18 protein-coding genes are annotated in these 22,837 nt (G+C 44.5%); 14 read left to right on the top strand and 4 right to left on the bottom strand.

What is annotated here, in order from left to right; translation table 11 throughout:
• Positions 1-7 precede the first annotated feature (7 nt).
• The 11 genes from KHQ79_RS06410 (at position 8) to minJ (ending at position 11,805) form a co-directional block, all read left to right on the top strand.
• A complete protein-coding gene (locus KHQ79_RS06410) occupies positions 8-385 on the top strand; it encodes a DUF8042 domain-containing protein (RefSeq protein WP_019259597.1) in 378 nt (125 codons plus the stop codon).
• Between the two features lie 189 nt (positions 386-574).
• Complete coding sequence (gene hpf, locus KHQ79_RS06415; protein ID WP_003235436.1) at positions 575-1,144, top strand: ribosome hibernation promotion factor; 570 nt, start codon at positions 575-577, stop codon at positions 1,142-1,144.
• A 168-nt stretch (positions 1,145-1,312) separates the two neighbouring features.
• Positions 1,313-3,838: a preprotein translocase subunit SecA gene (secA, locus tag KHQ79_RS06420; protein ID WP_084995355.1), complete on the top strand. Its 2,526-nt coding sequence runs from the start codon at positions 1,313-1,315 to the stop codon at positions 3,836-3,838.
• A 68-nt stretch (positions 3,839-3,906) separates the two neighbouring features.
• Positions 3,907-5,008, top strand: a protein-coding gene (gene prfB / locus KHQ79_RS06425) for a peptide chain release factor 2 (RefSeq protein ID WP_100206186.1) whose coding sequence is annotated in 2 segments (ribosomal slippage) — positions 3,907-3,978 and positions 3,980-5,008 — 1,101 coding nt in all. Because the reading frame shifts where the segments join, the coding sequence is not laid out codon by codon here.
• Between the two features lie 165 nt (positions 5,009-5,173).
• Positions 5,174-6,019 carry a YitT family protein gene (locus tag KHQ79_RS06430; RefSeq protein WP_019259595.1) on the top strand — a complete coding sequence of 282 codons (846 nt, stop codon included), beginning with the start codon at positions 5,174-5,176 and terminating at the stop codon, positions 6,017-6,019.
• A gap of 48 nt (positions 6,020-6,067) precedes the next feature.
• On the top strand, positions 6,068-6,406 hold the full coding sequence (cccB, locus tag KHQ79_RS06435) for a cytochrome c551 (protein ID WP_225514469.1): 339 nt from the start codon (positions 6,068-6,070) through the stop codon (positions 6,404-6,406).
• Between the two features lie 234 nt (positions 6,407-6,640).
• Positions 6,641-7,327: a cell division ATP-binding protein FtsE gene (gene ftsE, locus KHQ79_RS06440; RefSeq protein WP_003235431.1), complete on the top strand. Its 687-nt coding sequence runs from the start codon at positions 6,641-6,643 to the stop codon at positions 7,325-7,327.
• A complete protein-coding gene (gene ftsX / locus KHQ79_RS06445) occupies positions 7,320-8,210 on the top strand; it encodes a permease-like cell division protein FtsX (RefSeq protein ID WP_032731804.1) in 891 nt (296 codons plus the stop codon). Before ftsE ends, ftsX begins: the two co-directional genes overlap by 8 nt.
• A gap of 140 nt (positions 8,211-8,350) precedes the next feature.
• Positions 8,351-9,793: a carboxy-terminal processing protease CtpB gene (ctpB, locus tag KHQ79_RS06450; protein ID WP_225514471.1), complete on the top strand. Its 1,443-nt coding sequence runs from the start codon at positions 8,351-8,353 to the stop codon at positions 9,791-9,793.
• Between the two features lie 383 nt (positions 9,794-10,176).
• Entirely contained in the window at positions 10,177-10,530 is a 354-nt protein-coding gene (gene swrA / locus KHQ79_RS06455) for a swarming motility protein SwrAA (protein WP_015251121.1), read from the top strand.
• A gap of 78 nt (positions 10,531-10,608) precedes the next feature.
• Complete coding sequence (gene minJ / locus KHQ79_RS06460; protein WP_225514473.1) at positions 10,609-11,805, top strand: cell division topological determinant MinJ; 1,197 nt, start codon at positions 10,609-10,611, stop codon at positions 11,803-11,805.
• Positions 11,806-11,852: 47 nt separating this feature from the next.
• On the opposite strand, the gene KHQ79_RS06465 is transcribed toward minJ, so the two are convergent.
• From KHQ79_RS06465 to KHQ79_RS06480, 4 genes are all read right to left on the bottom strand, one after another.
• On the bottom strand, positions 11,853-13,187 hold the full coding sequence (locus tag KHQ79_RS06465) for an MFS transporter (RefSeq protein WP_225514474.1): 1,335 nt from the start codon (positions 13,185-13,187) through the stop codon (positions 11,853-11,855).
• A gap of 30 nt (positions 13,188-13,217) precedes the next feature.
• Positions 13,218-13,787: a TetR/AcrR family transcriptional regulator gene (locus tag KHQ79_RS06470; protein ID WP_003235426.1), complete on the bottom strand. Its 570-nt coding sequence runs from the start codon at positions 13,785-13,787 to the stop codon at positions 13,218-13,220.
• 76 nt (positions 13,788-13,863) lie between these two features.
• On the bottom strand, positions 13,864-16,359 hold the full coding sequence (locus KHQ79_RS06475) for a PEP/pyruvate-binding domain-containing protein (RefSeq protein WP_225514476.1): 2,496 nt from the start codon (positions 16,357-16,359) through the stop codon (positions 13,864-13,866).
• A gap of 299 nt (positions 16,360-16,658) precedes the next feature.
• Positions 16,659-16,919, bottom strand: a complete 261-nt coding sequence (locus KHQ79_RS06480) for a hypothetical protein (RefSeq protein WP_225514478.1) — start codon at positions 16,917-16,919, stop codon at positions 16,659-16,661.
• 457 nt (positions 16,920-17,376) lie between these two features.
• Between KHQ79_RS06480 and KHQ79_RS06485 the strand changes: the two genes are divergently transcribed.
• The 3 genes from KHQ79_RS06485 to uvrA all read left to right on the top strand — a co-directional run bounded on the left by KHQ79_RS06485 (position 17,377) and on the right by uvrA (position 22,659).
• Positions 17,377-17,607, top strand: a complete 231-nt coding sequence (locus KHQ79_RS06485; protein ID WP_003228053.1) for a CsbA family protein — start codon at positions 17,377-17,379, stop codon at positions 17,605-17,607.
• 185 nt (positions 17,608-17,792) lie between these two features.
• On the top strand, positions 17,793-19,778 hold the full coding sequence (uvrB, locus tag KHQ79_RS06490; RefSeq protein WP_003235422.1) for an excinuclease ABC subunit UvrB: 1,986 nt from the start codon (positions 17,793-17,795) through the stop codon (positions 19,776-19,778).
• 7 nt (positions 19,779-19,785) lie between these two features.
• Positions 19,786-22,659 carry an excinuclease ABC subunit UvrA gene (gene uvrA, locus KHQ79_RS06495; protein WP_225514480.1) on the top strand — a complete coding sequence of 958 codons (2,874 nt, stop codon included), beginning with the start codon at positions 19,786-19,788 and terminating at the stop codon, positions 22,657-22,659.
• Positions 22,660-22,837: the final 178 nt, after the last annotated feature.

The following is a 22,837-nucleotide window of genomic DNA, read 5'->3' on the forward strand; positions in this document are numbered from 1 at the left end:
GAGTGCCTTGAAAAGCATTGAAGATTATACGCTTTTATCAGCTTATTATCATCTTCTTTTTACCATTGAGGAAGGGCTGTGTTATTTGATAGAGGCTGAACAGAATTTATCAAAAACAGAAGGGGATCGGATCTACCAAGATCTGATCCAAGCCTTTTTTCATTTGGATTCAACACATTCAACACTTCTCTTTGTTATGAATACGCGGTGCGCTGAAATTTGCGTTAAAGCATTTGACGAAATTTTTGCGGAGTTTGATCAATTGGTTTCTTTCTCTTTTCCCTCCCATGAGTTCTGTGAGTATTTAAAAGAACATTTTTTGATTCATTATAGAAAATGGATGATGTCCATTCATAAATGCATGGAGCCCTTTGTAATCAATTAGGCGAGGGTGAGGTATTTGTTTCGTACCATCAGCATATACATATACCTCCGAACCGCTGATATAGCAGCAAATACAACACAATTCGACAAAGTTCACTGAATTTTCACAAAAAGTTTACGTTTCAGCAGGAATTGTAAAGGGTAAAGGAGAAATAGATACATATCCTTAATAAAAGGGAGGCGTTCTTTGATGAACTATAACATCAGAGGAGAAAATATTGAAGTGACACCCGCGTTAAAGGATCATGTCGAGAAGAAGATCGGCAAGCTGGAGCGTTATTTTGACCATAGCGTGAATGCCGATGTGAACGTCAACTTGAAGTTTTACAATGACAAGGAGTCTAAAGTTGAGGTTACGATTCCGATGACAGATCTGGCGCTTCGGTCTGAGGTGCATAACGAGGATATGTACAACGCAATAGATCTCGCAACAAACAAACTGGAACGTCAAATTCGTAAGCATAAAACGAAAGTAAACCGTAAATTCCGTGAACAGGGCTCTCCAAAATATTTATTGGCAAACGGCCTTGACTCTGATACAGATATTGCGGTTCAGGATGAAATAGAAGAGGATGAGAGCTTGGACATTGTCCGTCAGAAACGCTTTAATTTAAAGCCGATGGATAGTGAAGAAGCGATCTTGCAAATGAATATGCTCGGCCATAATTTCTTTGTTTTCACAAATGCGGAAACAAACCTTACAAATGTCGTGTACCGCAGAAATGATGGGAAATATGGCTTGATTGAACCGACTGAATAATAAAGAGCAGCCTTCCGTGATGTCCGCGGAAGGTTTTTGTTTTTCTTATTTGCAAATTCTTTGGAAATAACAAAAGGTATGATATGATAATGAGAGGTATACATGGACTAGTAAATTATTTATACATGCCTGCAAAAACAGGCATGTGAAGATAGAGGAGCGTTATAAATGCTTGGAATTTTAAATAAAATGTTTGATCCAACAAAACGTACGCTGAATAGATACGAAAAAATAGCTAACGATATTGATGCGATTCGCGGAGACTATGAAAATCTCTCTGACGACGCGCTGAAACATAAAACAATTGAATTTAAAGAGCGCCTTGAAAAAGGGGCGACAACTGATGATCTTCTTGTGGAAGCATTTGCTGTTGTTCGGGAAGCTTCGCGCCGCGTAACCGGCATGTTTCCGTTCAAAGTCCAGCTCATGGGGGGCGTGGCGCTTCATGACGGAAATATCGCGGAAATGAAAACAGGGGAAGGGAAAACGTTAACGTCTACTCTGCCTGTTTATTTAAATGCGTTAACAGGTAAAGGCGTACACGTCGTGACTGTCAACGAATATTTGGCAAGCCGTGATGCTGAGCAGATGGGGAAAATTTTCGAGTTTCTCGGTTTGACTGTCGGCTTGAATTTAAACTCAATGTCAAAAGACGAAAAACGGGAAGCTTATGCTGCTGACATTACTTACTCCACAAACAACGAGCTTGGCTTCGATTATTTGCGTGACAATATGGTTCTATATAAAGAGCAGATGGTTCAGCGCCCGCTTCATTTTGCGGTAATAGATGAAGTTGACTCTATCTTAGTCGATGAAGCGAGAACACCGCTTATCATTTCTGGACAAGCTGCGAAATCCACTAAGCTATACGTGCAGGCAAATGCTTTTGTCCGTACGTTAAAAGCAGAGAAGGATTATACGTATGATATCAAAACAAAAGCTGTTCAGCTTACTGAAGAAGGAATGACGAAGGCGGAAAAAGCATTCGGCATCGATAACCTGTTTGATGTGAAGCATGTCGCGCTCAACCACCATATCAACCAGTCCTTAAAAGCTCACGTTGCGATGCAAAAGGACGTTGACTATGTAGTGGAAGACGGACAGGTTGTTATTGTTGATTCCTTCACGGGACGTCTGATGAAAGGCCGCCGCTACAGTGAGGGGCTTCACCAGGCGATTGAAGCGAAGGAAGGGCTTGAAATTCAAAATGAGAGCATGACCTTGGCGACGATTACGTTCCAAAACTACTTCCGGATGTACGAAAAGCTTGCCGGTATGACGGGTACAGCTAAGACAGAGGAAGAGGAATTCCGCAACATCTACAACATGCAGGTTGTCACAATTCCTACTAACCAGCCTGTTGTCCGTGACGACCGTCCGGATTTAATTTACCGCACGATGGAAGGAAAGTTTAAGGCGGTTGCGGAGGATGTCGCACAGCGTTACATGACGGGACAGCCTGTTCTTGTCGGTACGGTTGCGGTTGAAACGTCTGAGCTGATCTCTAAGCTGCTCAAAAACAAAGGGATCCCGCATCAAGTATTAAACGCCAAAAACCATGAACGTGAAGCGCAGATCATTGAAGAGGCCGGCCAAAAAGGCGCAGTTACGATTGCGACAAACATGGCGGGGCGCGGAACGGACATTAAGCTTGGCGAAGGTGTAAAAGAGCTTGGAGGCCTAGCTGTTGTCGGAACGGAACGCCATGAATCACGCCGGATTGACAACCAGCTCCGGGGACGTTCTGGACGTCAGGGAGACCCGGGGATCACTCAATTTTATCTTTCTATGGAAGATGAATTGATGCGCAGATTCGGAGCTGAGCGGACAATGGCGATGCTTGACCGCTTTGGTATGGATGATTCCACTCCGATTCAAAGCAAAATGGTATCCCGCGCGGTTGAATCGTCTCAAAAACGCGTGGAAGGAAATAACTTCGATTCACGTAAACAGCTTCTGCAATATGATGACGTTCTCCGCCAGCAGCGCGAGGTCATTTATAAGCAGCGCTTTGAAGTCATCGACTCTGAAAACCTGCGTGAAATCGTTGAAAATATGATCAAGTCTTCTCTCGAACGGGCAATTGCTGCCTATACGCCAAGAGAAGAGCTTCCTGAGGAGTGGAAGCTTGACGGTCTCGTTGAGCTTGTCAACGCGACTTATCTTGATGAAGGCGCGCTTGAGAAGAGTGACATCTTCGGCAAAGAACCGGATGAAATGCATGAACTCATCATGGATCGCATCATGACCAAATATGATGAAAAAGAAGAAAAATTCGGCGAAGAACAAATGCGCGAATTCGAGAAAGTCATTGTCCTTCGCGCCGTCGATTCAAAATGGATGGACCATATCGATGCGATGGATCAGCTTCGCCAAGGGATTCACCTTCGTGCTTACGCGCAAACGAACCCGCTGCGTGAGTATCAAATGGAAGGCTTTGCGATGTTTGAGCATATGATTGAATCAATTGAGGACGAAGTCGCAAAATTTGTGATGAAAGCTGAGATTGAAAACAATCTGGAGCGCGAAGAGGTTGTACAAGGCCAAACGACGGCTCATCAGCCTCAGGAAGGCGATGAAAACAAAAAAGCGAAGAAAGCACCGGTTCGCAAAGTGGTTGATATCGGCAGAAATGCGCCATGCCACTGCGGAAGCGGGAAAAAATATAAAAATTGCTGCGGCCGGACTGAATAGTTCGCTCAGGCAAGGATACTGACCGCGGCGCCTGTGGCGCCCGCGGATCTTTTAATGAGGTGAATGGAATGGAATTATCAGAAATTAGAGCAGAGCTCGAAAATATGGCTTCTCGTTTAGCGGACTTTAGGGGGTCTCTTTGACCTCGAATCAAAGGAGGCCCGCATTGCTGAGCTAGATGAACAAATGGCTGATCCGGAATTCTGGAATGATCAGCAGAAAGCCCAAACGGTCATAAATGAAGCGAATGGTTTAAAGGATTATGTCAATTCCTATAAAAAATTGAATGAATCCCATGAAGAATTGCAAATGACTCATGACCTTCTGAAAGAAGAGCCGGATCAGGATCTCCAGCTAGAGCTTGAGAAAGAGCTAAAGGCATTAACTAAGGAGTTCAACGAATTTGAGCTTCAGCTTCTTCTCAGTGAACCGTATGATAAAAACAACGCAATTTTGGAGCTGCACCCGGGTGCGGGCGGTACAGAGTCACAGGATTGGGGCTCTATGCTTCTCAGAATGTACACTAGATGGGCTGAGCGCCGCGGTTTTAAAGTGGAAACACTCGATTACCTTCCAGGTGATGAGGCCGGAATTAAGTCAGTCACATTGCTGATTAAAGGCCACAACGCTTACGGATATATCAAGGCGGAAAAAGGCGTTCATCGTCTTGTGCGGATTTCCCCGTTTGATTCTTCAGGCCGCCGCCATACATCATTCGTATCGTGTGAAGTCATGCCTGAATTTAACGATGAGATCGATATTGATATCCGTACGGAGGATATTAAAGTTGATACGTACCGTGCAAGCGGAGCGGGCGGACAGCACGTCAATACGACGGATTCAGCCGTTCGGATTACTCACTTGCCGACGAATGTGGTTGTGACGTGCCAAACGGAGCGCTCACAAATTAAAAACCGTGAAAGAGCCATGAAAATGCTGAAGGCCAAGCTGTATCAGCGCAGAATTGAAGAACAGCAGGCAGAGCTGGATGAAATCCGCGGTGAACAAAAAGAAATCGGCTGGGGCAGCCAAATCCGTTCTTACGTATTCCATCCGTATTCCATGGTAAAAGACCATCGGACCAATACAGAAATGGGTAACGTTCAAGCGGTAATGGACGGAGACATTGATACATTTATTGATGCCTACCTGCGTTCTAAGCTTTCATAAGCAGAAAACACACCTGATGTATACAGGTGTGTTTTTTAATTCCTTCATATCCTTGATTTCACTGCTGCTTTAGCATATTACCACTGTGTTTGGGTGTTATTTACATCTAATCAGGGAAGGATTAAAATGCTATCGGAGAGCATTGGAAGAAACGGAGGATATATGATGGATGTACGGAATCAAACACTTCGGGTTTTGCGGGATTATGTATACATATTAATAGGAGCAGCGATTACAGCCGTGTCCTTTAATGTATTTTTGCTTCCAAACAAGATTGCAGCCGGCGGTGTCAGCGGAATCAGTACGATTTTGCAGTCATATGGTTTTGAAGCAGCGTTTGTACAGTGGATTATTAATATTCCTTTATTTATTGCCGGTGTCATTTTGCTCGGCGGTAAATTTGGGCTTAAGACGCTTGCGGGTTCTGTTTTTTTGCCCCTTGTTGTGTTTTTGACAAGGGATATTCAGCCCGCCACCCATCATGAGCTCCTTGCAGCGATTTTTGGCGGTGTCGGCATTGGTGTGGGAATTGGCATTGTGTACTTAGGGAAAGGCTCGACGGGAGGAACGGCCTTGGCTGCACAGATCATTCATAAGTACTCCGGTCTGTCGCTGGGGACGTGTCTCGCAATCATTGACGGATTGATTGTCGTTACGGCTATGATCGTATTTAATATTGAGCAAGGCTTATATGCCATGCTTGGCGTCTTTGTGTCCAGCAAAACCATTGATGTCGTTCAAGTCGGCTTCAATCGTTCAAAAATGGCGCTCATTATTACAAAGCAGGAGCAGGCTGTCAAGGAGGCCGTTTTGCAGAAGATTGACAGAGGCGTGACGAAAATTTCCGCGGTCGGCGGATATACTGACGATGACCGCCCAATTTTAATGTGCGTGGTTGGGCAAACTGAATTCACCAAATTGAAACAAATCGTCAAACAGATTGATGAGTCAGCTTTTGTGATTGTGGCGGATGCAAGTGAGGTGCTGGGCGAGGGTTTCAAACGTGCTTAAACGAGGTTATAATATAGAAGAGATCGTAAAGGAGTTGTGCTTCTCAACATGAAATCAAAGTTATCGATACTAATGCTTGTATTTATGCTTTCTGTTCTGTTGGCTGCCTGCGGTTCAAATGATGTAAAAGAAGAGAAGACAGATACAGGCAGCAAGACTGAAGCCTCTGCATCTGAAGGGGAAGAATTATATCAGCAAAGCTGCGTAGGCTGCCACGGCAAGGATTTAGAAGGTGTGTCAGGGCCTAATCTTCAAGAGGTCGGAGGCAAATACGACGAAGACAAAATTGAAAGCATTATTAAAAACGGCCGCGGCAATATGCCGAAGGGGCTTGTAGATGATAAGGAAGCCGCCGTTATTGCCAAATGGCTGTCAGACAAAAAGTAAGATAAGGAAATCTTTGCCGCAGTGCAGGCAAGGATTTTTTTATGCCATGACAATATGAATGAAAAGAAACTGTAATAGTATTATGTCTAAATTTGACGTATAATGAAGTGTATTGAAAAATGAAACTTTCAGATTTTTCATCTTTTAACAAATGAGTGGGTCATAAATTGTCGAATGCATTCGAAGAGTATGACCGTGTGATACATAAAATGATATAAAAGATTAGGTGATTTCATGATAGAGATGAAAGAAGTATACAAAGCCTATCCGAACGGCGTAAAAGCGCTTAATGGGATTTCTGTTGCCATTCATCCCGGCGAGTTTGTTTATGTTGTCGGTCCGAGCGGAGCGGGTAAGTCTACTTTTATTAAAATGATATACAGAGAAGAAAAGCCGACAAAAGGACAAATTTTACTTAATCATAAAGATCTCGCGACAATTAAAGAAAAAGAGATTCCTTTTGTGCGCCGTAAAATAGGCGTTGTCTTCCAGGATTTCAAACTTCTGCCGAAACTTACTGTTTTTGAAAATGTAGCATTTGCCCTTGAAGTGATTGGAGAACAGCCGTCTGTCATTAAGAAACGGGTGCTTGAAGTGCTTGATCTCGTGCAGCTGAAGCATAAAGCGAGACAATTTCCTGACCAGCTTTCAGGCGGGGAGCAGCAGCGTGTATCTATTGCCAGATCAATTGTGAATAACCCTGATGTTGTCATTGCTGATGAACCTACAGGAAACCTTGATCCCGATACGTCCTGGGAAGTCATGAAGACGCTGGAGGAAATTAATAACCGCGGGACAACAGTCGTGATGGCTACACATAATAAAGAAATCGTAAACACCATTAAGAAACGTGTCATTGCAATCGAAGATGGTATCATTGTGCGTGATGAGTCAAGAGGGGAGTATGGTTCATATGATTAAAATTCTCGGGCGCCACTTGCGTGAGAGTTTTAAATCTCTCGGGAGAAACACATGGATGACGTTTGCATCCATTAGTGCTGTAACCGTTACGCTGATTTTAGTCGGCGTGTTTTTAGTGATTATGCTGAATTTGAATAACATGGCCACGAATGCTGAAAAACAAGTCGAAATTAAAGTTTTGATTGATCTGACTGCAGATCAGAAGGCACAGGACAAACTGCAGAACGATATTAAGGAATTGAAGGGCATTCAGAGTGTCACTTTTTCATCAAAAGAAAAAGAGCTTGACCAGCTGGTTGACAGTTTTGGTGACAGCGGTAAATCCCTGACGATGCAGGATCAGGAAAACCCGCTTAATGATGCGTTTGTCGTCAAAACGACAGATCCGCATGATACGCCGAACGTGGCCAAAAAGATTGAAAAAATGGATCATGTGTATAAAGTCACTTACGGAAAAGAAGAGGTCAGCCGTTTATTTAAAGTGGTCGGCGTTTCCCGCAACATTGGAATCGCGTTAATTATCGGCTTGGTATTTACGGCGATGTTCTTAATTTCCAACACCATTAAAATTACGATTTTCGCAAGAAGAAAAGAAATTGAAATCATGAAGCTTGTCGGCGCGACGAACTGGTTTATCCGCTGGCCGTTTTTCCTTGAAGGATTACTGCTTGGCGTATTCGGTTCTGTGATTCCGATCGCACTGGTGCTGAGCACTTATCAATACGTCATCGGATGGGTCGTTCCAAAGGTTCAAGGATCATTTGTCTCTCTTCTTCCTTATAATCCATTTGTATTCCAAGTTTCGTTAGTGCTGGTTGCAATCGGCGCAGTAATTGGAGTATGGGGAAGTCTGACTTCCATCCGCAAGTTTCTGCGAGTATAAAGAGAAAAAAGCCGTCCCGCTTCCGGGGCGGCTTTTCTTTTGCCTTCTTTTTCTTCTATGATTACATGAAATCTCCATCCTTTACATATACTATCTCTAGGTTTTGATAAAGACAGTCTGGCATACAGGAGGAGTAAAGGATGAATCAAAAGATAATGGCTGTGATCGCAGCGGGGAGCATGCTGTTCGGAGGCGCCGGTGTATATGCGGGAATGAACCTGCTTGAGATGGATAAGCCCCAGACTGCAGCTGTTCCTGCGACGGCACAAGCTGACTCTGAACGGCATAAGGCTATGGACAAAATCGAAAAAGCGTATGAGTTAATTTCGAATGAGTACGTAGAAAAAGTTGATAGAGAAAAGCTGCTCGAGGGAGCCATCCAAGGAATGCTGTCTACGCTAAATGATCCTTATTCTGTCTACATGGACAAGCAGACGGCTAAGCAATTTTCTGATTCTCTTGATTCCTCGTTTGAAGGCATCGGGGCTGAGGTTGGAATGGAAGACGGCAAAATTATTATTGTTTCTCCATTTAAACAATCACCAGCCGAAAAAGCAGGGCTTAAGCCCAATGATGAAATTATCAGCATCAATGGAGAATCGATGGCCGGCAAGGATTTAAACCAAGCGGTGTTAAAAATAAGAGGAAAGAAAGGGTCCAGCGTTTCAATAAAGATTCAGCGGCCTGGGACGAAGAAGCAGCTGTCATTCCGGATCAAGAGAGCTGAGATTCCGCTCGAAACGGTTTTTGCTTCAGAGAAAAAAGTACAGGGGCATTCTGTCGGGTATATCGCCATCTCTACTTTTTCTGAGCGTACAGCAGAGGATTTTGCAAAAGCGCTGGGGAATCTTGAGAAAAAAGGAATAGAAGGACTCGTCATAGATGTACGCGGCAACCCGGGCGGATATCTTCAAAGTGTGGAAGAAATTCTCAAGCACTTCGTCACAAAGGATCAGCCGTATATTCAGATTGCTGAACGCAATGGAGATAAAAAACGGTATTTTTCAACATTGACCCATAAAAAAGCGTATCCTGTCAATGTGATCACGGATAAAGGGAGTGCCTCCGCATCGGAAATCCTTGCCGGCGCATTAAAAGAAGCAGGGCATTATGATGTTGTAGGCGATACGTCTTTTGGTAAGGGAACGGTTCAACAGGCTGTTCCGATGGGAGACGGCAGCAACATCAAATTAACGCTTTACAAGTGGCTGACGCCGAATGGGAACTGGATTCATAAGAAAGGAATTGAGCCGACCATTGCAATTAAGCAGCCTGATTATTTTTCCGCCGGGCCCTTGCAGCTTAAGGAACCGCTTAAAGTGGATATGAACAATGAAGACGTCAAGCATGCACAGGTTTTATTAAAAGGCCTCAGCTTTGATCCTGGACGTAACGATGGCTATTTCAGCAAAGACATGAAAAAAGCGGTTATGGCCTTTCAGGATCAAAACAAGCTGGATAAAACGGGTGTAATCGACACTCGCACTGCAGAGGCATTAAATCAGCAGGTAGAAAAGAAAAAATCCGATGAAAAAAATGACTTGCAGCTTCAAACAGCGCTGAAATCATTATTTGTCAATTAAAGGAGATGGTATTCCATCTCCTGTTTCTTTATGCTTAAAGATAAACTGGATCATAAGTCACATAAAAATTGAGTTTTTGACAAGAAATTAAAAAAATTTTCACAAATAAACATTTATAAAGGACTGTGATTACCCGATATCAATATATGAGAGAGACTTTCTAACGAGATAATATGCATTTAAAATGAAACTTTTGCAAGTTGCCTAGTCTTTGTTTACTTCATACAATATAAGAAGGTTCTAAAAAGAACAGTAATCAGGTTTATGGCAGCTGAACGACAGGTATTTAAAGAGTAACGTTAGCGAGAATGCTTGTTAGCACTCCAGTACTGCTGCTTATACTGGCCCGTGCTTATCTGTATAAAGAAAATGGGGGTTCACAATTGAAGAGGGCAAGTATTGTGCGTGAAAAAAAATATTATGAATTAGTGGAACAATTAAAAGACAGAACACAAGACGTAACATTTTCGGCTACAAAAGCACTAAGTCTTCTTATGCTATTCAGCAGGTATTTGGTCAATTACACCAATGTCGAATCAGTAAATGACATCAATGAAGAATGTGCCAAACATTATTTTAATTACTTAATGAAAAACCATAAGCGATTAGGAATCAATCTGACAGATATAAAAAGGTCGATGCATCTGATCAGCGGGCTATTGGATGTGGATGTAAACCATTATTTAAAGGATTTTTCACTATCGAATGTCACGCTGTGGATGACGCAAGAGAGATAAACCCTCCTGAGGATATCCAAGCCATTTAATATTTGATAGAATATGAGTAACATGTTTGGCTTGAGGCGGTGAAAGATAGTGTCTGTTCAATGGGGAATTGAACTGTTAAAAGGTGCGGGCCTGTTCTTCTTACACCCGCTTTTCTGGTTTTTTATCTTCATAAGCCTGGCTTTTGGCTATGTAAGAATCAAACGGGAACGAAAAACCTTTCATACAAGAATAGCAGATATTTATGATGAACTGAAATTTACTTATACTAAGGGACTGATCCCTGGTCTCCTTTTGTCAGTTGTTGTAGGCGTACTCGGGATCTCGATTCCTCTCGGTATACTTGCGATTATTGCCGTTATCACTGCAGCGGCAGCGCTCACTCTTCGCGCAAACTGGATGTCTGCTGCATATATCGTCAGTGTGAGTATGCTGATAGGTTTTGGACTGCAAATGAGTCAGGCGGAACCCCTCCTTGAGAGATTCCCGCAAGGATTTGCAGTCGTTTGGCCGGCTATGGCCGTGTTTTTAGGCTTGCTGATTATCATTGAAGGAGCGGTTGCTTATCGCTCTGCACATGTAAGAACATCACCGGCACTTGTCGTGAGCAGCCGCGGTTTGCCGATCGGCCAGCAGCTGGCAAACCGGATATGGCTTTTGCCGCTGTTCCTTCTCGTACCCGGTAACGGATTAGAATCGCACTTCAGCTGGTGGCCTGTGTTTACTGTTCCCGGCGGGTCATTCCATTTTCTTTGGATTCCTTACTTTGTCGGATTCGGGCAAAGGGTGCAGGGGTCGCTGCCTGAAACGAGCATAAGGATCACAGCGAAACGCGTTTGTATTCTCGGTCTTGTCGTCACAGCTCTCGGTGCAGCAAGCTTACTGTGGACGCCGCTTGCGGGTGCAGCCGTTTGTGTGGCTTTATTAGGACGTATTTTTCTATCCATTAAGCAAAGGGTAAATGATAATGCGGCTCCGTTTTATTTCTCGAAACGTGATCAGGGCTTAATGGTGCTTGGTATTATACCAAATACGCCAGCTGAGGACCTGGAATTGAAAATCGGGGAAATCATTACGAAAGTCAATGGCATACCCGTTAAGAACGTATCTGATTTTTATGAAGCGCTCCAGCATAACCGTGCATATGTAAAGCTTGAAATTATCGGTTTGAATGGAGAAATTCGCTTTGATCAGCGAGCGTCGTATGAGGGAGAACACCATGAATTGGGTATCCTTTTCGTAAAGGATGACCGTGAAGACGAAGCAGCCGCTTTGTCCGGATCATAAAAGACAGCCCGGCACCGCAAGAAGATGTGGTGCCGGGCTGTTTTGTGTTACGCTGAGTTTTTTTCCATTCGTGCGGTTTCATCAGATTTGATGCCCAATGAAACAAAAACGCCAATGATGGATACAGCAAAGAGAATCATAAATAGGGTGTGATATCCTGAAATCAGGCCGATTAAGGCTGATGAAATGATGCTTCCGAAATAACGGAAGGTCGAGAAAATGCCGGACGCGACTCCTGACATGCCGGGGTCTACTGTGGCAAGGGACGATACCTGCATGCTGGTCAGTCCGACTCCGGATGCGAGCCCTCCCAGGATGAGAGAAATCATCAGGAATAAGACCGAGTGAGAGCTGCTTAAGAACAAAAATAATAGATTCGCTCCAGCCATCATCGCAAATGAAAGAAAAATGATTTTCTTTGCTCCCCATTTGTGATGGAGCTGTGCGCCCACCCAGTTGCTGGCCGACATAAAGATCGAAAATACAGAAAGCGCCATGCCGCTGTTAGACGTATTAAGCCCAAATTGGTTCGTCATGAATAACGGCATGATCAATAAGACGGCATACATCATCAGATTGCTTAATAAGACTGATAGATTGGCATTTGTAAAGGTTGAGCTTTTAAACAGTGTAAAGTCAATAATTGGGTGCTGTGTACGCTTTTCTCTTCTGAAAAAAAGCGGGACAAAAAGAAGTATCAATACACTGTATACCGCATAGCCCCATGAAGCCTCATTTTTCGTCAGCAGGATAATCGAAACGATACTGCCTGCAAGCAAGAGAGAGCCGATGATATCCAGCGGCGCGTTAGATTTGTTTTCTTTATATTGAGGGAACATCGTTAATGCCGTAAATAAAGCAATGGCGAGAAACGGGATGTTGACCCAAAAAATTGAATGCCAGCTGAAGCTGTCAATCAGCATAGAGCCGATGAAAGGTCCGAGTGCTGCGCCAAGTCCTGCGCCAAGTCCGAAAAATCCAAACACTTTCGGAAGGCGTTTTTCAGAAACAACGTGACGGATAATGGCAATGCTGTTTGGCGTAAGCAGTGCGCCGCCGACAGCCTGCAATGCCCGAAAGACAATCAACAGCACCAGGCTCGGTGAGAGTGCGCAGCCTAAGGATGCGATAAGAAAAAGGCCGACGCCCCATAAGTACATTGTTTTATTGCCGTACATGTCACCGAGTTTTCCGGCAATCGGCTGTGTGACTGCCATCACGATTAAATAAACGGTAACCACCCAAGTGATGCTTGCGATGGACTCGTTATACGTATGGGATATAGATGAGAGCGCGACCGCGATCATCGTTGAGTTAATGGGAACCAGGATGGCCCCCAATAATAGCGAGACGATCAGCGCCCATTCTTTTCTTGAGCTCATTGGGATCCTCCTTTTTGTTATGCCAAGGAGTTAATCAGCAGAAATTCCTTTGACAAATAGAGCGGTGCTATGCTCCAGCATTTTTTCCTGGGGCATTGAAATCACACGGTTTCCTAAATGGAGACGGTGAATAAAATAACCGAAAATGATCGACATGAACACGTCGGCATGCTCCGCTTCATCTCCTGTCTGAATAACCCCTTTTTCGCCCATCGTTTTGAGATAATCAACCAATAGCTGTTTCATAGATTGGGGATATTCAGTTACGTGGTTGATGACATCCTGAAACATGGCCGGTTCACGAAAGCTGATTTTAATCATATCTTTTCTTTGTTCGAGCTCCTCCAAGAGACAGGTTCCGATATGAAGCAGGTCTTTGTACAAATCGCCTTCTGTTTGTTCCAAAATGCTGCTTCTGTTTGGAGGATGCTGAGAAAGCAAAGCCTCGACTAGTCCCTGTTTGTTTTTGAAATTCCTGAAAATCGTTGCTTCACTTACATTTGCTTTTTCTGCGATTTCTTTTGTAGTCGTTGCACGATATCCTTTTTTGACGAGCAGCTGCATGGCGGCGTCAAGGATTCGCTTGTTTGTCGGTCTCAATACGTTTCACCTCACGAATATACTGGCAGGACAAGTATACACCTGCCCCGCTTGTATAAGAAAGAGGCAGGACGCATCAGGCCCGGCTGACAACTGTGATTTTGCCGCTGCTTCCGTCAACAGTGATGATGTCTCCGTCCTGAAGTCTTTCTGTTGCTGTACGTGTGCCGAGAACGGCGGGAATCCCATATTCGCGAGCAATAATCGCAGCGTGAGACAAAATGCCGCCCGTATCTGTAATAATCGCTTTGGCGTCTTGAAACAGGCTGGTCCATAGCGGTGTGGTCATTTTGCAAACGAGGACTTCCCCAGGCGCGAATTGAGAAAATTCACTGGCGTCCCGAATGATTTTAACCGGACCTGTTGCAATGCCGCTTGATGCCGCAATGCCAAAAATATGATTCTCCGTGTTTTTTTCATCCTCTATGACAGCGCCGACAATTTCTTCAGCAGCTTTGAGCTGTTCTTTTGTCGGAGTGCCGAGATAGGCAGGGGCTTGGGCAAGCTCATACTCGTGAAAGACCTGTCTGCGTTTTTCAGCCTTTTCTTGCAGGGATACAGGGTGAAGAAGCGCGTCTTCCACTTCATCATCATATAAGAACCAAAGGTCTTCACGATCCTGAATGACACCGCTGTCCGCCAGCAGTTCACCTACCTTCAGCAGAAAGATTCTTGCCTTGGCATCCAGCATGGCGTCAATATAAAAGTGGTGGTCATCCTTTATATTTGCAGCGCTCAGCGTCCACTGATAGTAACGGTCAAATTCTTTACGCAAAGCGGGATCTTCTATGTTTTCCAAGAACTCATTGTATAATTTCTCTCGTTTATCTCTCGTTTTCTGAAATTCGTTGTCAAAATGATAGCCATTGCGGACATAATTGTGAATATTGGCCAGTGCAAAATACGGATTTTCTGCCCAGATCTGTTCAATCAGGTCATGGCTCTTAACAGATCTCCACCCGTATTCCTGTAAAAATTCATGAATGTTCTTCAGGAAGTGTCTGCCCACATCTGTTTGTTCCAATTTCTCCTGCAGCTGTTCCGGCTTGTTGTTTTCAAAAATCGCCAGCAGATTCGGGTTTTCCCGAACTTCAACGGAAAATAGCCACAGGCAGCGGTCTGTTTCCAGTGATTTGTTCATTTTTCCTGTCAGCATCTCGTAAAAATGAGCGTTTTCGGACTCTCCTTGAATATGCTGATACATCGCTTGCAGTTTGTTTGTTAGAAGGATTTGCGGGAAAACGATATTGAAGTGCTCCTCGTAAGCCGTGAGATAAAAGGCTTTTAATTTTTGAAAAGCATCCAGTGCGCTTTCTGCGGTATGCTCAGTTTGTGCGAGCTGATCCAGCTTCCTGTAAAACGGGAGGTATGTGTGATTGATGATGTCATACATACGCTCCGATAATATCGGAAAAAGCTCTTTGCCGCAGTCTTCAGAAGGTGGCTGTTGTCCGCCTTGGTTTTTGGAATAAATGTGCCCGCGATAAAGTTTTACTTCGTCAACAACTATGCCAATCGGGAACTTTTGCATGCTCTTCTTCAAGCCGTATTCCAATGCCGGCACAATGAACGATGAAAATAACGGACTCACCGGACCTTCAATATTTGACTCCATGTTGAGCCAGAAATCATTCATATCAGCGTCTGTAATCATGAAGCTGCGTTCTTCTTCTGCCGCTTTTTTGTCCTGTTCAATGGTTGTAATTGGGCGGGCCTGCAGAAGGTATACTTGATGAGCAGCGATTCCGAATTCTACATCCACTGGATACCTGTACAGGTCCTCGGTTTTTTTCGTGATTTCAGTCAGTTCAATCACTTGTTCGTCTGTAAGGCAAAAACGGCTGCGCATGTCTTCGCTCGTTTCTTTTTCAGCAATTCCTTCTGCCGCAGACTCCATGTAAATTTCCTTTGCGCCTATTTCTTTCTGAATCTCAAACGAAGATTTATTGACTATAAATGTGTCTGGGGTGACACTTCCTGATACGACAGCTTCCCCCAAACCGTAGCTGGCGCTGATTAATAGCTCTCTATCATCATGGGTAACGGGATTGCGGCTGAAAATAACGCCTGATACTTCAGAATCGATCAGGCCCTGAACGACAACCCCCATTAACGGCTCTGCGATTTGATTGTTCATTTTTTTCTTATAGCTGCTGACTCGGCCTGAGAAAAATGAGGCCCAGCATTCTTTCACTTTAGCTAGAAACTCTTCTTCTGTTTTGATATTTAAGTAGGTTTCATATTGACCCGCGAATGAAGCGCCTTCTAAATCTTCCGAGGCAGATGAAGAACGCACGGCAACAGAGCGGTATGATTCTCTCAGCTTGTAAAAGGAATTTGTCAGCTCATGTTTCAGTTCATCTGAAAATGCTCCGGCGATGATCGCGCTCTCAATGCTTTCGCTTGTATCATGAATCTGGTTGTCCTCCATAAAACGGGCGAGTGCATTCGTCTGAATAATAAACCCGTCCGGAACAGGAAGACCGTGTTTGGTCAGTTTGATCAAATTCATGCCTTTTGCTCCAGCCAGCTGGCTGGACTCTTCTGCCTGGCGAAATAAAACAGAATACATATTTGAAACCCCTCTTTCCTTCATTTTGTTTTCTCTCTAGTTTTTTATGACGGAGCCTGTGTTCAAAAAATGATAGTGAACACTATCGTTCAATTGTAGGTTTTCAGGAAAATGCTGTCAAACTCAGAAAGTCCTAAATTAAATGAATAGTTAAGTTAGTTATATTATCATGAAAAATGCAGTTGAACTGGTGCTGTATGCCTATTTTCTTTTATTCTTGTAATCTGGCGGCGGGCATGCATTCATAAAAAAGTGCCGCTGATTGGACCAGCGGCACTCATGTAAATTAATATATGTTCTTACTTTATAGAATAAGTGAAATCATAGTTGCTTGTTGTGCTGTAGTCACCATCATGGGATTTCAGCCTCATGTACACACTTTCTCCGGGCTTAATCGAGGTGAGGTGAATGGAGTCCGTTCCCCCTTGGCCATGATCTTCAGCCTTGATAACGATTGTCTTCTCGGGGGTCACATATTGTACTTCAAGATTGTAGTTTTTTCCGCTTGGAGAAGTAAACGAAGCGGACACATCATGCTCGTCAGCCGTTTTGTTTTCCAAAGGAACCAATCTTCATCGGCAGCCGTCTGGAGCTTCCATCTATAATGATTATCCGGAAGAACTTCAAGTGCTGAACTTTTATTATCAGCTAAACCCGTGATTGCAGAAGCGGGTTGTGTTGCCATAAGGAGACCGGATAGTACAGCTGCTGTTGAAACATATGTAACGAACTTGAACTTCATATTTGTCACTCCCTGTCTATTTTTGTTTTAAACTGACCAGTTCTTACAACCATAATATAACTCTGCTTGTTTATCTTGTAAATCATTCCATTCTATTAATTATCATTGTTAGATCTATTGATGTTTCTCTTGGCCGGGACCAAAGTGCAGATATGATGGTTGATTTAGGCTGAAAAAGGGTATGGTGTAGAAAGAGGGAACGATTGCACGATTGTCCGATTCTTCATTTTTTACTATAATCAGATCAGATGAAGAATCCTTGAGGAGGGTTTTTGTTGATTACAAAAGCCGTTTTTGCATTGTTTTTCCCTTTTATGCTTGTTGTCCTTTTTACAAGAGTCACCTTTAATCATTATGTGGCGATCGCTCTAACAGCTGCATTGCTGTTTGCCTCTTATTTGAAAGGCTATACAGAAACGTATTTTATTGTAGGATTGGATGTTGTGTCTCTTGTGGCTGGCGGACTGTATATGGCCAAAAAAGCTGCTGAGAAAAAAGAAGAATAAAATCGGACATAATGAATATAACGACTGAATTCCTGCTTTTACGTTTTAAAAGCAGGTTTTTTATACATGAAAACAGCTGGAAATAAAAAACCACCGAACTTTAGTTCGTATTTTTAGTGATTTTGCATTCCATTGTGTTACTATATCTATAGGAAGATTTCGTTAAAGAAACGGAGGCTTATTTTGTGAAAGATCGCTTTGAGTTAGTCTCGAAATATCAGCCCCAGGGAGATCAGCCGAAAGCCATTGAAAAACTTGTAAAAGGAATTCAGGAGGGCAAGAAGCATCAGACTCTGCTGGGTGCGACAGGAACGGGCAAAACATTTACGGTGTCCAATTTGATTAAAGAAGTCAATAAGCCGACTCTCGTGATAGCCCATAACAAAACCCTCGCCGGACAGCTTTACAGTGAGTTCAAGGAATTTTTTCCGAACAACGCTGTCGAGTATTTTGTCAGCTACTATGATTATTATCAGCCGGAGGCGTATGTGCCTCAAACGGATACGTTTATAGAGAAAGACGCAAGTATTAATGATGAAATTGATAAACTGAGACACTCCGCTACATCTTCTTTGTTTGAGCGGAGAGATGTCATTATCATCGCGAGTGTGTCTTGTATATATGGCCTCGGTTCGCCTGAAGAATACCGGGAAATGGTCGTGTCACTGCGGCCTGAAATGGAAATCGAGCGCAACGAGCTGCTCAGAAAGCTTGTAGACATCCAATATGCCCGCAATGATATCGACTTTCAGCGCGGTACATTTCGTGTGCGCGGAGATGTCGTGGAAATCTTCCCGGCATCTCGTGATGAACACTGTGTAAGAGTTGAGTTTTTCGGAGATGAAATTGAACGGATCCGGGAAGTGGACGCCCTGACAGGAGAAATTCTCGGCGACCGCGACCATGTCGCGATTTTTCCGGCATCCCACTTCGTAACGCGGGCCGAGAAAATGGAGAAAGCGATTCAAAATATCGAGAAGGAGCTTGAGGAGCAGCTGAAGGTCATGCATGAAAACGGCAAGCTGCTTGAAGCGCAGCGTTTAGAGCAGCGGACAAGATATGACCTTGAAATGATGCGGGAAATGGGTTTCTGCTCCGGCATTGAGAACTATTCAAGACATCTGACGCTTCGGCCGCCGGGTTCAACGCCGTATACACTTCTCGATTATTTCCCAGACGATTTTATGATCGTGGTAGATGAGTCGCATGTGACGATTCCTCAGGTGCGCGGCATGTTTAATGGAGACCAGGCGCGGAAACAGGTGCTCGTGGATCACGGCTTCCGTCTTCCGTCAGCGCTTGATAACCGTCCGCTCCGTTTTGAAGAGTTTGAAAAGCATATGCACAATATCGTGTATGTATCAGCAACGCCAGGGCCGTATGAGATTGAGCATACGGATGAAATGATCGAACAGATCATCCGTCCGACGGGGCTTCTTGACCCGCTTATTGATGTGCGCCCGATCGAAGGCCAGATTGATGACTTGATCGGCGAAATTCAAGCAAGAATTGAGCGGGATGAACGGGTGCTCGTGACAACCTTGACGAAGAAAATGTCAGAGGATCTCACCGATTATTTAAAGGAAATTGGCATTAAAGTAAACTATCTGCATTCAGAGATAAAGACGCTTGAACGGATTGAAATTATCCGCGACCTGCGCCTCGGCAAGCATGATGTGCTTATCGGAATCAACCTGCTGAGGGAAGGCCTCGATATACCCGAAGTATCCCTCGTTGCGATTTTGGATGCGGATAAGGAAGGCTTCCTTCGTTCGGAGCGTTCGCTTATCCAGACCATCGGACGGGCAGCAAGGAACTCTGAAGGCCGCGTCATTATGTATGCCGATAAAATAACGAAGTCTATGGAAATTGCGATTAATGAAACAAAACGCCGCCGCGAGCAGCAGGAGCGGTTTAATGAAGAGCACGGCATTACGCCGAAAACAATAAATAAAGAAATTCGCGATGTCATTCGTGCCACAGTAGCAGCTGAGGACAAAGCGGAATACAAAACAAAAGCCGCGCCGAAGCTGTCGAAAATGACGAAGAAAGAACGCCAGAAAGTCGTTGAACAGATGGAGCACGAAATGAAAGAAGCCGCCAAGGCGCTTGACTTTGAAAGAGCCGCGGAGCTTCGCGATTTACTTTTAGAGCTAAAAGCGGAAGGATGATGAACAAATGGCTATGGATCGGATAGAGGTGAAGGGAGCCAGGGCGCATAACCTGAAAAATATAGATGTAACAATTCCGAGAGATCAGCTTGTCGTTGTCACTGGTTTGTCCGGATCAGGGAAATCCTCCCTTGCCTTTGACACCATATATGCAGAAGGACAGCGACGATATGTTGAGTCTTTGTCTGCCTATGCCCGCCAGTTTTTAGGGCAAATGGATAAGCCGGATGTTGATGCGATTGAGGGGCTGTCTCCCGCCATCAGCATTGATCAGAAAACAACGAGCCGCAATCCGAGGTCTACAGTCGGTACGGTAACTGAGATTTATGATTATCTGCGTCTTTTGTATGCGAGAGTAGGGAAGCCTCATTGTCCGGAGCACGGAATTGAGATTACATCGCAGACCATCGAGCAAATGGTGGACAGAATTCTGGAATATCCGGAACGGACAAAGCTTCAGGTACTGGCTCCGATTGTCTCGGGCCGAAAAGGCGCTCATGTCAAGGTGCTTGAACAGATCAGAAAACAAGGCTATGTCAGAGTCAGAATTGACGGCGAAATGGCTGAGCTTTCTGATGATATTGAATTAGAAAAGAATAAAAAGCATTCGATTGAGGTTGTCATTGACCGAATTGTGGTGAAAGAAGGCGTGGCAGCCCGTCTGTCAGATTCATTGGAAACAGCCCTCCGTTTAGGTGAAGGAAGGGTCATGATTGATGTCATCGGTGAGGAAGAGTTGATGTTCAGTGAGCATCATGCCTGCCCGCACTGCGGATTTTCAATCGGCGAACTTGAGCCGCGGCTGTTTTCATTCAACAGCCCATTCGGAGCGTGTCCGACGTGTGACGGTCTCGGAATGAAGCTTGAAGTGGATGCGGATCTCGTCATCCCCAATCAAGATTTGTCATTGAAGGAGAATGCGGTCGCCCCTTGGACACCGATCAGCTCACAATATTATCCGCAGCTGCTTGAGGCGGTCTGCACCCACTACGGGATTGATATGGACGTGCCTGTAAAAGATCTGCCGAAGCATCAGCTGGATAAAGTGCTGTACGGCAGCGGAGATGATTTGATTTATTTCCGTTATGAAAATGACTTTGGGCAAATACGTGAAGGCGAAATTCAATTTGAAGGCGTATTGCGCAATATTGAAAGACGCTATAAGGAGACAAGCTCTGATTTTATCCGTGAACAAATGGAGCAGTATATGTCTCAGAAGTCTTGTCCTACGTGCAAAGGCTATCGGTTAAAGAAAGAGGCGCTTGCTGTACTGATTGACGGACGCCACATCGGAACAATTACCGAGCTGTCTGTCGGTAATGCACTTGCTTTCTTCAAAGGCCTTACCCTTTCTGAGAAGGATATGAAGATTGCCGATATGATCTTGCGCGAAATTGTGGAGCGCTTAAGCTTTCTGGACAAAGTCGGCCTTGATTACCTGACACTGAGCAGGGCCGCGGGAACATTGTCCGGAGGAGAGGCACAGCGCATCAGGCTGGCGACGCAAATCGGCTCGCGCTTATCCGGTGTGCTTTATATTTTAGATGAGCCGTCTATCGGCCTGCATCAGCGTGATAACGACCGCTTAATCAGCGCCCTGAAAAACATGAGAGACCTTGGGAACACGCTGATTGTTGTCGAACACGATGAGGACACGATGATGGCAGCCGATTATTTAATTGATATTGGGCCTGGCGCCGGCATTCACGGCGGACAGGTGACATCTGCGGGCACGCCGGAAGAAGTGATGGAAGATCCAAACTCATTAACGGGCAGCTATTTATCAGGGAAAAAGTTCATCCCATTACCTCCTGAAAGAAGAAAGCCGGACGGCCGTTACATTGAGATTAAAGGCGCTGCAGAAAACAACCTGAAAAAAGCGAATGCCAAGTTCCCGCTTGGAACGTTCACAGCGGTTACAGGGGTTTCCGGATCAGGAAAGAGTACCCTCGTTAATGAAATTTTGCACAAGGCGCTGGCGCAAAAGCTTCATAAAGCGAAAGCGAAGCCCGGTAGCCACAAAGAAATTAAAGGCTTGGATCATTTAGACAAAGTCATTGACATTGACCAGGCGCCAATCGGAAGAACGCCGAGATCCAATCCTGCGACATACACCGGTGTGTTTGATGACATTCGTGATGTATTCGCACAGACAAATGAAGCAAAGGTACGTGGCTATAAAAAAGGCCGTTTCAGCTTTAACGTGAAGGGCGGGCGATGTGAAGCCTGCCGCGGAGACGGGATTATAAAAATTGAAATGCACTTCCTTCCTGACGTATACGTTCCGTGCGAGGTGTGCCACGGCAAACGCTATAACCGGGAAACGCTTGAAGTGACGTACAAAGGAAAAAGCATCTCTGATGTGCTTGATATGACGGTTGAAGATGCTCTTTCTTTCTTTGAAAATATCCCAAAAATCAAGCGTAAGCTCCAAACCCTTTATGATGTCGGATTAGGTTATATTACACTCGGTCAGCCAGCGACGACCTTGTCGGGCGGAGAAGCGCAGCGCGTGAAGCTCGCATCGGAGCTGCACAAACGGTCAACAGGGCGCACGCTCTACATTTTAGATGAACCGACGACAGGTTTGCACGTCGACGATATCGCCAGACTTCTTGTCGTGCTTCAGCGTTTGGTGGACAATGGAGATACAGTACTCGTCATTGAGCATAATTTAGATATCATTAAGACGGCAGATTATATTGTGGATCTGGGGCCAGAAGGCGGAGCCGGAGGCGGAACCATTGTCGCGTCGGGAACGCCTGAGGAAATCACTGAAGTGGAAGAATCGTATACAGGCCGTTATTTGAAGCCTGTTATGGAGCGTGACAAAAAACGCATGAAATCGCTCTTAGAAGCGAAAGAAACGGCTACATCTTAAAACCATTATTTAGAGAGAGTTCAGCTTGTCAGCAAGTCCATCCTTGGGCTTAGCAGGCAAGCTTTTCTTATGGCATAACGGAAAAAGATAATATTTGTGTGATCGTTTCAATTTTTAATGGGTAAAATTTCTTTGGAAAAACACCTAAACATTTACAAAGCGCTGTCGATATATGAAT

Origin of the sequence: Bacillus sp. TSO22, from assembly GCF_020223595.1 — a bacterium.
Taxonomy (GTDB): Bacteria; Bacillota; Bacilli; order Bacillales; family Bacillaceae; genus Bacillus; species Bacillus inaquosorum.